Origin of the sequence: Liberiplasma polymorphum (genome assembly GCF_043951795.1) — a bacterium.
GTDB classification, from domain to species: Bacteria; Bacillota_I; Bacilli_A; order Izemoplasmatales; family Izemoplasmataceae; genus Liberiplasma; species Liberiplasma polymorphum.
Genome location: NZ_JBIOAG010000005.1, coordinates 18,204 through 33,504, shown reverse-complemented (window position 1 = coordinate 33,504; position 15,301 = coordinate 18,204). Strand labels below are relative to the sequence as shown.

Sequence of the window (15,301 nt, the reverse complement as noted above, 5' to 3'; positions counted from 1 at the left end):
ATAATGAATTTTTATGACATTATCATGCCAGAAGAAAAAGAAGCAGTGAAAACATTTTTAAAAACATTTAAATTACAATATGAAGATGATATAGATCAGACGATTGTTATAAAAGAAAATCAAAAACTTATCGCAACAGCAAGTAGTGCAAACAATATCATCAAATGTGTAGCGATATTACCCGAGTATCAAGGTCAAAACTTACTCTCAAGCTTAATGAGTGAAATGATAAAAAGACTAAACCAAAAAGGGATTCATCACTATTTTGTCTATACCTTAGATGAACAAGCTCACTTATTTAAAACTTTAGGATTAAAACCCATCGTTCAAACCATGACACTTTCCCTTTTAGAAGGTGGCGCAACGATTCAAGAAGCCCTAAAAACACTAAAGGAAACGTATAATATTTCAAATAAACCTAAAGCAAGCGTCGTTGTAAATGCGAACCCTATGACTAAAGGACATTATCATTTAATAGAAACAGTCTCAAAAGAAAATGATGAAGTTATCGTATTTGTTGTCAGTGAAGAAAAAAGTATTTTCCCATTTAATGTTCGTTTTAATATCGTTAAAAAAGCTTGTGAACTACTTAAAAATGTTACCGTAGTACCATCCCTTGAATATTTAGTTTCATATGCAACATTTCCGAAATATTTCTTAAAACAAGAAACCGTTATTCGTGAAGAACATGCACTCATTGATGTCCTCATATTTAAAGAATACTACATGAAAATTTTACACATCAATAAACGTTATGTCGGTGAAGAACCATTAAGTCCAATGACTAACATGTACAACGAAACCATGAGTAAATACTTAAATAAAAATTTTATTATCATACCAAGAAAAACATTAAATCAACAACCTATAAGTGCATCAACCGTTCGTAAATTACTAAAACACAATGGCGTAGAAAGTGTTAAACCCTATGTCATTGAAGCAACCTATGCATTTTTATTAACAAACGAAGGGCATGATATCATTGAGAGAATTAAAACACACGAAAACCGCCATTAGACGATTAATATTAGAGGCCAAAGAGGCGCGATTACAAGAAATTAAAAATGTCAGTAATTCGCCTTATACCGCTTTAACGCTAAAAACAAATTATCCTGGGTTTCCTAAGAATAATGTTGTAACGCGTTTTTTGCTAAACTTATTTCATCATCAAGTACAAACCATTTTAGACCCAATTGAGAGTTATTATTTCGAATCGAATGATGGGAACTATTATATATTTTTAATTGATTCAGATCAAACAACACTTAAAAATCAAACAACTTATATAGAGAACACCCATCAACTAGGTCGATTTATTGATTTAGATGTATATGATCATACTCAACCACTATCAAGAGCTGTTTCCGAACAAAGAAGTTGCTACTTGTGTGATCAAAGTGGTCATTTTTGTGCTAGAAATCAAACACATCCATTAGATGAACTCAATCGTTTTATCGAATATAAAACGTTTGACTATATAAAAAACGCTTTAACGGAACTCGCCTTAGAAGCGTTAAGAAAAGAAGTCTACGTTTATCCTAAATTTGGGTTAGTATCTCACATCGATTCTGGTGCACACAAGGATATGGATATTAGTCATTTCCTAAAATCAATTGAAGCCCTTAAACCTTATTTTCTAGAGTTCTTAGAAGCAGGAATAACCTTAGATAAAAATCTACACAGACTACGTGATATAGGAAAAGAAGCAGAAAAAGCGATGTTTAAAGCAACGGGTAATATTAATACCCATAAAGGTGCTATCTTCATATTCGGCGCATTTTTACCATTTGTAATGGATGGAATAATCCATCAAACATCCCTTAAAGAAGTCGTTTTTAATATGCAGACTTTTGTTCAAGACATCACCAAAGATGATTTTGAAGACTTGTCACAAAAAGAAACCTTAACCCCGGGAGAAATTATTTATCAAACCTATGGGTTAAAAGGCATACGCGGTGAAGTAAGTAAAGGGTTCCCAAGTGTATTTTCATGGTATCCAAACAAAGCCTACAACCATTACCAAAAATTAGGTGCTATTATGGCCCATCTTGAAGATACTACCATTATTAAAAGACACAATTACTCTGTATTAAAAGAAGTAAAAAATGATATGCGTGATTTATTAAAAGAAGAACCATTTAACTTTGAATACTATGAAGCCTTATCAAAACAATATAAAGAAAAAGGCATCTCCCCTGGGGGAAGTGCCGACTTACTTGCATTAACATTTTTCATTGAAAGTATTGAAACCTATATTAAATAGGCGCTAGCCTATTTTTTTATTTGTAAAAAATTCCTTGATACGTATTTTTCTTCCGCATAAGTTTATCAATTTCATTCATGACCACGAACTTTCTAAGTGTCCAAACAGGGGCAATTAACATCTCTTTAGGACTGTCACCTGTCACACGTTGAACGATAATTTTAGGATCTAAATGTTCTAGCTGTGTAACGACAATATCAACATATTCTTCTAAAGTTAAAAGTTTAAAAGGATGTTGTTTATACATTGTCCCAAGTAAAGTTTTCTCCATAACATGTAGCATATGGATTTTAATGCCTTGAACCTGCAAAGTATTTAAATGCTTAACGGTTTCAAGCATCATGGCTTTATCTTCATTTGGAAACCCATTAATAATATGAACAACAACATCAATGTTCTTGTCTCTTAACATTTTTACAGCTTGATTAAAACAGGCTAAATCATGGCCTCGGTTCATCCAAATACTGGTATCTTCATGAATGGATTGTAAGCCAAGTTCAACTTGTAAAACCGTCTTTTTACTTAGTTCATAAAGCATGGCTACTTTTTCTTGGTCAAGAGCATCTGGTCTTGTGGCAATACTTAAACCGACAATATGATCATCAAGGGTTAAACTGTATTCAAACATTTCTCTTAATGTATCAACGTCTTTATAAGTATTCGTATTTGCTTGAAAATAAGCAATGTAATAAGCATCTGGCCACTTTTCATGCATACGCGTTTTCACTGTGTGAAATTGGGTGTATAAATCATCATTTAAATCACCAGCAAAATCCCCACTGCCTGAGGGGGAACAATAAATACAACCACCCTTGCCTTTAAGGCCATCTTTATTAGGACAAGTAAAATGACCATTCAAGGCAACTTTAAAAACCTTCTTCCCGAAGGTTCTTTTTAAATAATCACTATACGTATGATATTTCTTTTCCTCATTTATAAAATTCATCTTCTTCACCTATAAATATTCTATCATAGGATACGTTAAATTACTTTTATGATATAATGATTACGGTGATATTATGTTAAATAGAGTCCGTGCAAGTTTAGTCGATCCAGCCCAACTTATCAATTATCGAAAAGATAGCCTACTAAAAGTATGGGGATATCTTCTTTTTTTCGCTGTATTAATGAGTACATCAACCTTGATTAATGTCATCAATTTTCAAGGCATCAACCAACAATTACAAACAGCACTAAGAGAAAATACAATCGCACTAGAATCCTCTTGTGAAATCAGTAACGCAACGTTAGTGTGTGATGAAACCATTGACCACACGTTAATAGAACTTGAAAATTTTAATGTTGTTATAAACTCATCAGAAACATTATCTTTAAGTGATTACCGAGGATTTAATTATTACTTTGTGGTTCATGATGAGACACTATATTTAGTTTTTATGGGAAATATTGTAAGGACTAAACCTCTGGTTGAACTGCATGAAGACAGTCATAATTTTGCGTTGAATTTTACCCCTGAAACGCGCAATGATTTTTACACGACATTATTTGATACCATTGATAAAGAAATGCTTGAGTTAAGAGTTTACTGGGGACCCTTATTAATGATAACCAGTATTTTAAGTGCTTTGTTTTTATTTTCAGTATTTGTCATTATCAATACATTGATTAGTCGTACAAGAGTCAAGCAGGTTTCATTTAGACATATGTATGTCATGATGACTTATGCAGCGACATCACTATACATTGTTTTAATCTTTGAATCGATGTTAAGATTTAGTATATTCTTGTTTATTTTATTATTATTTATTGCCTTCAGACAAATGTCAAAATTAACCCTTGAAATTTACATGAGAGTTAATAAGAACTAATGCTTGAATAGCGCGTATTTTCGTGCTATGATTATGTAAAAGTGACGAACTAGAAGTAGTAATAAGCGTTTTATTTCAAAGAGACTTAGTGGTTGGTGTAAACTAAGAGTAAAACTTATGAATTAGTCTAGGGAGCTTTATAAGTGCAACTCGTGAGCTTATAACGTACTTCTCGCGTTAAGAGAATTTAAGTGCTAGGAAACTAGAACTAAGGTGGTACCGCGGAAATTATTCGTCCTTATATTTTTAAGGGCGTTTTTTAATTCATAAAAGGAGTGATTATATGGACTATAATCCAAAAACAATTGAACAAAAATGGCAAAAGTATTGGTACGATCACGGGCTATTTAAAGCCGAAGATTTTAGTGATAAAACCAAATATTATGCATTAGTCGAATTCCCATATCCTTCAGGTGCAGGGATGCATGTAGGGCATATAAGAGCGTATACTAGTTTAGAAGTTGTTGCTAGAAAACGAAGAATGGAAGGGTATAATGTCTTATTCCCTATTGGATTTGATGCCTTTGGGTTACCGACTGAAAATTATGCCATTAAAGAAAAAATCCATCCAAGAATTGTAACCGATAAAAACATTAAAACATTCACTTCACAACTAAAGGAAGTTGGATTTTCATTTGATTTTGATCGTATAGTTGATACTACTGATCCAACTTACTATAAATGGACACAATGGATTTTTATGAAGTTGTTTGAACATAACTTAGCTTACCGCAATAAAACATTTGTAAATTTCTGTCCTTCATGTAAGGTCGTACTTTCAAATGAAGAAAGTCAAGGCGGTGTGTGTGACCGCTGTGATACTAAGGTTGAACAAAAAGAAAAAGATGTTTGGTTCTTAAAAATTACTCAGTATGCGCAACGTTTACTTGATGGACTTGATAAGCTAGAAACGTTACCGCGTATAAAAATAGAACAAGAAAATTGGATTGGTAAAAGCGAAGGCGCAATCATTAATTTTAACATTAAAGATACTAGCGAATCATTAGATGTATTTACTACAAGACCAGATACCTTGTTTGGTGCAACCTTTATGGTCATTGCACCAGAACATCCATTACTAATTAAACTTCATGATCAAATTACTAATATATCTAAGGTGCATGATTACCAACATCAAGCCAAACTTAAAACAGAATTTGAACGCACACAACTTATTAAAGACAAAACAGGTGTATTGCTTGAAGGGATAAACGCCATTAACCCAGCCAACAAGAAAGCAATGCCAATATTTGTTGCAGATTACGTCATGATGGGATATGGAACTGGCGCTATTATGGCTGTACCCGGACATGACCAAAGAGATTATGAATTCGCAAAAGCGCATAACTGTGACATCGTAGAAGTTATAGAAGGTGGCGATATTAGTAAAGAAGCCTACACAGATACTAATAGTGGAAAACTTATTAATAGTGATTTCATCAATGGATTAGATGTTAAAGAGGCCATTAGTAAAATGATTACATTTATAGAAGAAAATGATTTAGGTAAAAAGTCAGTTAATTTTAAAATGAAAGATTGGGCATTTAACCGACAGCGATATTGGGGAGAACCAATTCCAATTGTGCACTGTGATGATTGTGGCATGGTTGCAGTTAAAGAAGAGGATTTACCAGTTGTCTTACCTGAGGTTGATCATTTTGAACCAACAGACACAGGAGAAAGCCCATTAGCAAACATTCCATCATTTGTTAATACTACATGTCCTAAATGTAACAAACCGGCTAAAAGAGAAACAGACACGATGCCACAGTGGGCAGGAAGTAGCTGGTATTTCTTACGCTATGCTGATCCTAAAAATCCTAATAAACTCGCTGATATAGAAAAACTTAAGTATTGGATGGATGTTGATTGGTATAATGGTGGCATGGAACACGTGACACGCCATGTTATCTATTCTAGATTTTGGCATTTATTCTTACATGATATTGGCGCTGTTCCAACAGAAGAACCTTATAAAAGAAGAAGTGCACAAGGTTTAATATTAGGACCTGATGGCGATAAAATGAGTAAATCAAAAGGGAATGTTGTTAATCCAATTGAAATTATTGAAAATTATGGATCTGATACCCTACGTTTATATATCTTATTTATTGGTGATTATGAACAATCAACCCCATGGAGTGATTCAGGTGTTAAAGGGGCGCGTCGATTCTTAGATAAAGTATGGCGCTTATTTGATTCAGTTTCAAATGTTGAAGATAACAAAGACGTTTTAAGAGTTTTGCATAAAACAATTTCGGAAGTTGATAGCGATATCGAACAAACTAAATTTAACACAGCCATTGCTAAACTTATGGCATTGACCAATGAACTGGCCAAACAACATTCTATCTCAAAAAATACTTATTTAACCTTATTAAAACTACTTTATCCATTTGCTCCACATATTTGTGAAGAAATTTATAACCGTTTAGGTTATGAAGGTTCTATGATGTTTACGGATTATCCAAAAGCAGATTTAAGTAAAATGGAAGAAGAAATTGTGACGATGGTTATTAGTATTAACGGAAAAGTTAGGGATAAAATTGAAGTCGAAAAAGACTTGCCAAAAGAGACCGTTGAAAAAATCGCAATGGCTTCTTCAAAAATTCAAACATTCATCAATGAAAAACCCATTAAAAAAGTAATTGTTGTCCCAAACAAACTTATTAATATTGTATTATAGATAACATAAACCCCTTGAAATAGGGGTTTATTTATTGTAAAATTTGTCATACAGCTATTTGTAATGTTTTATAAAAAATTAAGCGAATAAACATTGAAACACTGTTAATAAAATGGTATAATCATTTACGTAAAAACGCTTTCATCGAATAGCGTTTAAATTTTGAGAGATTACTTTTCTTAAGGAGGATTTTTTAATGAAAAAATTTGAGTACATGGAAAAACATGGTTATGAGCAATTAGTGTTTTTTCACGACAAAGCTACTGGTTTAAAAGGGATTACTTGTATTCATAATACACAACTTGGCCCTGCACTTGGAGGAACCCGTTTATGGGATTATGAAAACGAAGATGATGCCGTTTTAGACGTACTACGATTAGCACGTGGAATGACTTACAAAGCTGCTGCGGCAGGGTTAAATCTTGGTGGTGGAAAAACAGTTCTAATTGGTGATGCTGAAAAAGTAAAAAGTGAAGCGTATTTTAGAGGTTTAGGACGTTATGTGCAAACTTTAAATGGGCGTTATATCACTGCTGAAGACGTAAATACTTCTACAAAAGATATGGATTTTGTAAATATGGAAACTAACTTTGTGGTTGGATTAAAACACAAGTCAGGGAACCCTTCACCAATGACAGCACTAGGGGCATTCCATGGTATCCGTGCTTCATTACTTGAAGTATTTGGATCAGATGAAATTGAAGGTAAAACATTTGCAGTACAAGGCGCAGGTCAAACAGGTTATTACTTAATTGGTTATTTACTTGAGGCTAAAGCGAAAAAGGTTTATTTCACAGAAATTAATCCGAAGCATATTGAAAAAGTTAAAAAGGAATTCCCACAAGTTGAGTTTGTTAAACCAGATGATATTTATGGATTAGAAGTTGATGTATTTGCACCTTGTGCATTAGGGGCTGTCATTAATGATAAAACAATTCCACAATTAAAATGTAAAATTGTTGCTGGAACTTCAAACAACGTTTTAGATGACGAAGAAAAGCATGGAAAAATGCTTGTAGATAAAAACATTCTTTACGCACCTGACTTTGTTATTAATGCGGGTGGATTAATCAATGTTTACCATGAATTACAAGGTTATAGTAAGCAAAATGCAGTCAATGACATTGAAAAGATTTATGACCGTATGTTAGATATTTATAGCTTAGCAAAAGAAAACAATACCCATACACAAAACGCTGCTAAAATATTTGCTAAATCACGCATTGAAACCATCAGTACCGTTCGCTCAAATTTCGTTAAACGTTAATGAAACGCATAACGATTTTAACGGGTCATTACGGATCTGGTAAATCGGAAATTGCCGTCAATTTGGCCATCCAAAATCGATTGAATTATTTGGTTGACTTAGATATTATTAATCCATATTTTCGCTCAAGAAGTGTTAGAGGATTATTAGAAAAAAACGATGTAACGTTAATCGAATCAACCATTGAAAATGCATCTGGTAGCGATCTCCCTTTCATAAGTGCGAAAGGGAGTCGTCCTTTTGTTAATAAGCATCTATCCGCTGTATTCGATTTAGGTGGTACACAACATGGAGCGAAAGTAATGATGCAGTTTCGAGATTTTATTAAAAATCAAGATGAAATTGATTACTTAGTCGTAATTAATGTTTTTAGACCAGAAACAATGAATGAAACGCAAATTATTGAAATGATTGAAACTTTAGAAGCAACGAGTCAGTTAAAAGTCACAGGATTTATTAACAATTCTAACTTAATGGACGACACCGACGAAGCGATGATTAAAAAAGGTGAGCGCGTTCTTAAGAAAGTATCTAAAGCACTCAATCTTCCAATTGTTTATACATTTGTAGAAGAACATGTCAAATCAGAAGCCAAATTTGCTGGAGAAAATCGTACATTAATCCGTTACTTGGCACAACATTGGCTATAGGAGGAAAATATGGCAAAAGGTAGAATTATTATCGATTACGATAAGTGTAAAGGATGTGCATTATGTGTGTATCAATGCCCAGTGCATATACTAGAATTAGATACTTCAACCACAAACGCAAAGGGGTATACACCTCTAATGGTAAATGATCCGGAAAAATGTATCGCTTGTACTTTTTGTGCAATGATATGTCCTGATTCAGTTATTACGGTTGAACGATTCTTAAAGGAGTGAAACAATGGCTAAAGTATTAATGAAAGGGAACGAAGCCATGGCGTTAGCTGCAATCAAAGGTGGTTGTGACGCGTTTTTTGGTTATCCGATAACCCCACAAAATGAAATACCAGAATATTTATCTTACCATATGAAAACTTATGGACGTGTTTTTGTTCAAGCAGAAAGTGAAGTCGCAGCCATCAATATGGTTTACGGCGCTGCAGGAGCAGGAGCACGTGTTTTAACGTCATCATCTAGTCCAGGGATTGCTTTAAAACAAGAAGGGATTAGCTATATTGTAGGTAGTGAATTACCATGTGTTATTATCAATGTTATGCGCGGTGGACCAGGACTTGGAGGGATTCAACCTTCACAAGCAGACTACAACCAAATAACCAGAGGTGGCGGAAACGGCGATTATCATATGCTGGCATATGCACCTGAATCATTACAAGAAACCGTTGATGTGGTTAAACAAGCATTTGATTTAGCTGATTATTACCGTAATCCAGTTATGATTGCCGTTGATGGTTTAATTGGGCAAATGATGGAACCTGTTGATATCGACAAGAAAATTCCAAAGAAAAAATTAGCCCCAAAAACTTGGGCAGCTGATGGAAAAAGTGGAGAACGTGGTGAAAGAAATAAAATCGTTTCTTTACACTTAGACCCATACAACTTAGAAAAACACAACTTAAAACTTCAAAAGAAATACGATGAAATGATAAAAAAAGAACAACGTTATGAGTTGATAAACTTAGATCAAGCAGAAGTTGTTATTGTAGCTTATGGTTCAATGGCGCGTATTGCACGTAGTGCTATTAACACCCTTAAAAAACAAGGCATTAATGTGGGAATTATCCGTCCAATTGCAATTTGGCCATTCCCAGAAAAAGCTTTTAATGAACTCCCTGAAACTGTCCATACATTATTAACAGTAGAAATGAGTTTAGGACAAATGATACAAGACGTTAAAATTGTTAATAACGGGCGTTATAACATCGAGTTCTTCGGTCGTACTGGTGGCGTTGTACCAGAAGCAGACGAAATCATTAAAGCTGTTAAAAAAATTGTTAGGGGGCGTAAATAATGAAAACTCAAACAATTTATCAACCAACTGAAGGCTTAGTAAAACGTGATCTTACGTACTGTCCAGGTTGTACACATGGGATTATTCATAAACTTGTTGGAGAAGTACTCGTTGAAAAAGGATTGCTTGATACAACTGTTGGTATTGCAAGTGTTGGATGTAGCGTTATGAGTTATGAATTTTTTAACTGTGACATGCAACAAGCTGCACATGGACGTGCTCCAGCTGTTGCGACCGGTGTAAAACGTGTTAAACCTGATGCAACGGTATTTACGTATCAAGGTGATGGAGACTTAGCAAGTATTGGAATGGCAGAAATTGTACACGCCGCTCATCGCGGTGAAAACATCACAGTTATATTTGTTAATAATGCTATTTACGGTATGACGGGTGGTCAAATGGCCCCAACCACTTTAATTGGCCAAAAAACTTCAACCTCACCAAGAGGTCGCGAACAAGCTGAAACAGGCTTGCCACTTAAAATGTCAGAACTACTTGCAACCGTTCCAGGTTCAACTTATTTAGAGCGTGTAAGTGTTCATGATCCTAAACATATTCGCCAAGCTAAAAAAGCATTACTAAAAGCTTTTGATGTTCAAACAAAAAAACAAGGATTCTCAATGATCGAATTTATCTCAACGTGTCCTGTAAACTGGGGAATGACACCGAATGATTCATTAAAATGGGCGGTGGATCACTTAATTCCTTATTATCCATTAGGGGTATATAAAGACGCAACTAAGGGTGAAGATGATGAAAAATAACGAAGAACAAGTTATCATAGCAGGCTTTGGTGGTCAAGGCGTAATGTTAATTGGCCAAATGCTTTCATATGCTGCAACTAATGAAGACTTAAATACTGTTTGGATTCCTTCTTATGGACCAGAAACACGCGGTGGAACGGCTAACTGTTCGGTAACGATATCTAAACCAGCTATAAACTCGCCCATCGTCACAAAACCAGATAGTGTTTTAGCCCTAAATCTACCTTCTCTAAATAAGTTTCAAAGCAAAATTAAAAAAGGTGGATTACTTATAGTAAATAGCTCACTCGTAAAAAACCAACCTTATAGAGAAGACATAAAAGTCATCGAAGTTGATGCAAATACACTAGCCTTACAACTTGGTAACTTAAAAGTAGCCAACATGATTATGTTAGGGGCTTATATCGGTCAAACTAATGTATTCAAAAAAGAAGCGATTTTTAAAGTATTAGATAAAATTTTTGCTGGTGCAAAAGAATCACTTATTGAAATTAACCAACAAGCACTTGAGCTTGGGATGCGCATTGCATCCTCATAACCAATACAAGAAAGGGTGAAACCATGAAGATCTTAACGATCAATCCTGGATCAACCAGTACTAAAGTTGCGGTATTTGAAGGGTTAAAGCGCATTGCAAAAGCAACCATAAAACATGATGATGGAGAAATGTTAACCTTTGAACATCTCATCGACCAACTCCCAATGAGACAAACACTAATCCTAGACTTTTTAAATGAATACGACATTAGACTTAGTGCAATTGATGGATTCATTGGAAGAGGCGGATTACTACGTCCATTAGATAGTGGCCTTTATGAAGTCAATGACCAAATGATTGATGATTTAAAAACCAACAAACACGGTTCGCATGCATCAAATCTTGGAGGGTTAATCGCCCATAGTCTTGCATCACAAGTAGGCAAAAAAGCCTATATTGCAGATCCAGTTGTTGTAGATGAAATGAGTAACGTTGCCAAAATGAGTGGACTAAACGGGATTACAAGACGAAGTTTATTTCATGCACTTAACCAAAAAGCTGTCGCAAGAAAGTATTCAGAAAAAATCAATATACCTTATGAAGATCTTCACTTAATTGTTGCCCATTTGGGTGGTGGCATAAGCGTAGGTTACCATAAAAAAGGACGCGTAGTTGATGTAAATAATGCCCTTGATGGTGATGGACCTTTTTCACCAGAAAGAACAGGTAGTTTACCAGTGTGCAGTATTATTGATTTAGCCTATAGTGGGCAATATACTAAAGAAGAACTACGTAAACTTATCCACGGATACGGGGGTATGTTTAGTTATTTAAACACCAAAGACGCAGAAGAAGTTTCTGATATGCTTTCATCTGGACGCGTTGAAGCTAGTAAAGTCGTCAAAGCAATGGTGTATCAAATTGCTAAGGAAATTGGTAGTTTATACGCCATTACAAAAGGGAATTTAGATGCAATCATTATTACAGGTGGTTTAGCTTACAATCAAGATATCATTCAACCACTTATTGAAATGATTGAACATTTAGGAGAACTCGTGATTTATCCAGGTGAAAACGAACTAGAAGCATTAGCCTTTAATATGCATGCTTACTTAACTGGTGTTATTGAACCAAAACAATATTAAATAAAATCAGTCGAAAGACTGATTTTTTATTATAAAAAATTCATAATTCCTTCAAAATGTTACAATAGAATTAGAAACGTGGTGATTTTATGCATATTCTAATTATTGAAGACAACTTAAAAATTAATCATCTTATCACATTATATTGTAATCAAGAAGGCTATCAAACAACTTCTGTTTTTTCTGCTGAAGAAGGACTAAAGGTTTTAAACGAAAAACAAATCGATTTAGTCATCACAGACTTAATGTTAAAAAACATGACTGGCGAAGCTTTTATAAAAAAAATACGAGAAAGCAGTACTGTATATATCATAGTCGTCTCTGCTAAAACAGATATTTTAGAACGTCTTGATGTTTTACAGCTTGGAGCAGATGATTATTTAACCAAGCCATTTTCACTCGAAGAGTTAATGATAAGAATTAAAAACGTATCCCAAAGAATAATCAAATCAAATAAAAACATAACCACATTTAATAACCAGCATTTAATCATTAATGCACTAAATCAAGAAATACAAGTATTAGGAGAAAAAGTTGATCTTACCTATGCTGAGTATCAAATTATATTAACCTTAGTTAAGCATCAAAACCAAGTCCTTACTAGAGAACAAATCATCGAGCTTACTAATTTAAATAGTGAAGCCTTTGATCGCGTGATTGATGCGCACATCAAAAATATTAGGAAAAAAATTAAAGATGATTCTAAAAACCCACGATTAATTAAAACCATTTATGGTGGGGGTTATAAGTTTGTAGGTGATAAGGATGCATAATATTAAAACATTCTTACAAAAACGCATAGTACTTGGCTTTACGATTTTTTATACCATTGTGTTCTTAATCGTTAACATTGCCTTTATTACCATTAATATACGCTTTATTAATCAAACAATTGATTACCAAAATGAAGCACTTGTTGAGATGATGGAGCATTTAATAGAAGAATCAGGTGAAGAAACAGCACTTATATTTTTAGAACACTATGGGCATACTCATCAAGTTTATTTAGAATATATTGGGCTATTAACCCAAACGACTCAAACAACACACATTCCACCATCTAACGCTAAAGAGTATACAATTTACTATAATGAAGCACCGTTTGCAACCTTAAGTATCGATCATATGGCATCATCTATAACAAGCATTAATACAACCTACTTCATTACATTTAATACGATATTTATCGTTATATTTATTTTAGGATTATTGCTTTTACACGTTTATGTAAAAAATCAAACCAAAGTCATCATAGCAGATTTTGATAACATTAAAAAACGCATTCACACCTTAACATTTTATAATCAATACAACTTTCAAGAACTATTAGAAATTGATGAAACTTTTACACAAACCTTAGATACGATTGATAAAATTAAAGATCAACACCACCAAAAAATTCAAACACTAACCCACGATATTAAAACGCCATTAACCATTATAAAATCAATAGTTGAAGGCATTGAATCAAAACGCATAGAACTAGATCAGGGCATACTTCATAGCATTAAAGAAGAAATCAATCATATTGACAGTTTAATTCCTAAAATTATTGAACAGTATCCTGAAGAAGTCACCAAAGAACAATCAATATCTCAAGTTATCCAATCCCAACTAGCCAGTATCAAACCACTATTTGATCAAAAACACATAAAAATCAATGCATCTATTGCGCCTAACGTTTATTTTAACTGTCAAAAACAAGACATAAAACGGTTGATTGATCACTTACTAAGTAACGTCTACCATTATGCAAAAAATGCAACACAAGTTGATATTAATTTAAGCGAAAATCCTCTACAAATCCAAGTTAAAGAAAATGGGGAAGGATTTAGTGAAGAAGCACTTAATCACATTAATCGAAATATCCCACATTCTTCGAAAAAAGGGACAGGCTTAGGGTTATTAATGGTTAAAAATATCGTTGAGAAGTATCACGGACAAATCACAATTAAATCTTCATCAAAAGGAAGTAATATTACAATAACATTTCCTTCATAATTTGTTCATAATTCCTATATATACTATCAGTGGAGTTGATCATATGAAACCACTAATATATATAGGAATTTTTATTTTTATCACATTTACTTTAGGCATGTATTTATTTTATGGTGTTTATTTTCCAAACCATCATTTTTTAAGAGGCATGTTTCATTTTCCTTACATGATGCTATTTTGGATTGTGATATTAATTGTGATTTTCATAAACTTATCTCCTAAGAATTCTACAAAAAAACCAATAGAAATTTTGAAAAAGCGACTTGCAAATGGTGAAATTACAATTTCAGAATTTCAAACACTAAAAAAACAAATTGAAGAGGAGACAAATAATGAAAAGTATTAATATTACCATTATTGCATTTATCGTCTTAATCGGTGCATTTGCTGGATTAAGAAGTTTTTATATGAGTGAAAATCAAGTACTAAAGCGCCATAATCTAGACGGACTTACCCCAATGGAAATGGTCGATGAACTAGAAAGAAGAACCATAGACCCTAATCAACTTATCGCATCAATAAGCGCAGATACTTTAACTTTAAGATTTGGCGATACCGTTTTTCAATATGACATCCCTGAAGAATACTTTTATTTATCAGTTGCCCCATATATTAACCATACCCATCCATGCGGGACGCATAATTTAACTACCTGCCGTGCAGAACTAGCCAACGAAACATTATATATTGTCATTATTGATGAAAACGATAATGTATTATTTGATGGAGAAGCAACGGCCTTAGATAACGGATTCATCGGTATTTGGTTACCAAGAGGGGTTCAAGCAAATATTACCGTAACGTATAATGGATTAAGCGCAACACATGATTTCTCAACCTATCAAACAGATTATACTTGCCTTACAACCATGCAATTAAAATAAATCGCAATTTTGCGATTTTTTTTGTATC

General features: G+C 33.7%; 16 protein-coding genes and 1 other annotated feature. Of the genes, 15 read left to right on the top strand and 1 reads right to left on the bottom strand.

From position 1 onward, the window contains the following. Positions 1-3: 3 nt before the first annotated feature. Positions 4-1,017, top strand: a complete 1,014-nt coding sequence (locus ACHAJD_RS02020) for a [citrate (pro-3S)-lyase] ligase (protein WP_435584184.1) — start codon at positions 4-6, stop codon at positions 1,015-1,017. Next, a complete protein-coding gene (locus tag ACHAJD_RS02015) occupies positions 983-2,263 on the top strand; it encodes a triphosphoribosyl-dephospho-CoA synthase (protein WP_435584183.1) in 1,281 nt (426 codons plus the stop codon). Before ACHAJD_RS02020 ends, ACHAJD_RS02015 begins: the two co-directional genes overlap by 35 nt. A 16-nt stretch (positions 2,264-2,279) precedes the next feature. Here ACHAJD_RS02015 and mnmL read toward each other — a convergent pair whose 3' ends face one another. Further along, on the bottom strand, positions 2,280-3,209 hold the full coding sequence (gene mnmL, locus ACHAJD_RS02010) for a tRNA modification radical SAM protein MnmL/YtqA (RefSeq protein ID WP_435584182.1): 930 nt from the start codon (positions 3,207-3,209) through the stop codon (positions 2,280-2,282). Between the two features lie 73 nt (positions 3,210-3,282). On the opposite strand from mnmL, the gene ACHAJD_RS02005 reads away from it, so the two are divergent. From ACHAJD_RS02005 to ACHAJD_RS01945, 13 genes are all read left to right on the top strand, one after another. Next, complete coding sequence (locus ACHAJD_RS02005) at positions 3,283-4,092, top strand: DUF1189 family protein (protein ID WP_435584181.1); 810 nt, start codon at positions 3,283-3,285, stop codon at positions 4,090-4,092. Positions 4,093-4,127: 35 nt separating this feature from the next. Continuing rightward, positions 4,128-4,335 (top strand) — a binding site (T-box leader). A 40-nt stretch (positions 4,336-4,375) separates the two neighbouring features. Further along, entirely contained in the window at positions 4,376-6,778 is a 2,403-nt protein-coding gene (leuS, locus tag ACHAJD_RS02000; RefSeq protein WP_435584180.1) for a leucine--tRNA ligase, read from the top strand. Between the two features lie 196 nt (positions 6,779-6,974). Then, positions 6,975-8,045, top strand: coding sequence for a Glu/Leu/Phe/Val family dehydrogenase (locus tag ACHAJD_RS01995; RefSeq protein ID WP_435584179.1), 1,071 nt, complete (start codon positions 6,975-6,977; stop codon positions 8,043-8,045). Continuing rightward, positions 8,045-8,695, top strand: a complete 651-nt coding sequence (locus tag ACHAJD_RS01990) for an ATP-binding protein (protein WP_435584178.1) — start codon at positions 8,045-8,047, stop codon at positions 8,693-8,695. Before ACHAJD_RS01995 ends, ACHAJD_RS01990 begins: the two co-directional genes overlap by 1 nt. A 9-nt stretch (positions 8,696-8,704) precedes the next feature. Next, positions 8,705-8,929 carry a 4Fe-4S dicluster domain-containing protein gene (locus tag ACHAJD_RS01985; protein WP_435584177.1) on the top strand — a complete coding sequence of 75 codons (225 nt, stop codon included), beginning with the start codon at positions 8,705-8,707 and terminating at the stop codon, positions 8,927-8,929. Between the two features lie 4 nt (positions 8,930-8,933). Continuing rightward, positions 8,934-10,001, top strand: coding sequence for a 3-methyl-2-oxobutanoate dehydrogenase subunit VorB (locus ACHAJD_RS01980; protein ID WP_435584176.1), 1,068 nt, complete (start codon positions 8,934-8,936; stop codon positions 9,999-10,001). Beyond that, positions 10,001-10,765 carry a thiamine pyrophosphate-dependent enzyme gene (locus ACHAJD_RS01975; protein ID WP_435584175.1) on the top strand — a complete coding sequence of 255 codons (765 nt, stop codon included), beginning with the start codon at positions 10,001-10,003 and terminating at the stop codon, positions 10,763-10,765. Before ACHAJD_RS01980 ends, ACHAJD_RS01975 begins: the two co-directional genes overlap by 1 nt. Next, complete coding sequence (locus tag ACHAJD_RS01970) at positions 10,755-11,303, top strand: 2-oxoacid:ferredoxin oxidoreductase subunit gamma family protein (protein ID WP_435584174.1); 549 nt, start codon at positions 10,755-10,757, stop codon at positions 11,301-11,303. The genes ACHAJD_RS01975 and ACHAJD_RS01970 overlap by 11 nt, the downstream gene beginning before the upstream one ends. Positions 11,304-11,326: 23 nt before the next feature. Further along, a complete protein-coding gene (gene buk / locus ACHAJD_RS01965) occupies positions 11,327-12,388 on the top strand; it encodes a butyrate kinase (protein WP_435584173.1) in 1,062 nt (353 codons plus the stop codon). 89 nt (positions 12,389-12,477) lie between these two features. Then, positions 12,478-13,161, top strand: a complete 684-nt coding sequence (locus ACHAJD_RS01960) for a response regulator transcription factor (RefSeq protein ID WP_435584172.1) — start codon at positions 12,478-12,480, stop codon at positions 13,159-13,161. After that, positions 13,154-14,389 carry a sensor histidine kinase gene (locus ACHAJD_RS01955; RefSeq protein ID WP_435584171.1) on the top strand — a complete coding sequence of 412 codons (1,236 nt, stop codon included), beginning with the start codon at positions 13,154-13,156 and terminating at the stop codon, positions 14,387-14,389. The genes ACHAJD_RS01960 and ACHAJD_RS01955 overlap by 8 nt, the downstream gene beginning before the upstream one ends. A 43-nt stretch (positions 14,390-14,432) precedes the next feature. Then, positions 14,433-14,735, top strand: coding sequence for an SHOCT domain-containing protein (locus ACHAJD_RS01950; RefSeq protein ID WP_435584170.1), 303 nt, complete (start codon positions 14,433-14,435; stop codon positions 14,733-14,735). Beyond that, entirely contained in the window at positions 14,722-15,273 is a 552-nt protein-coding gene (locus ACHAJD_RS01945) for a CueP family metal-binding protein (protein ID WP_435584169.1), read from the top strand. The genes ACHAJD_RS01950 and ACHAJD_RS01945 overlap by 14 nt, the downstream gene beginning before the upstream one ends. The last annotated feature ends 28 nt before the right edge of the window (positions 15,274-15,301 follow it).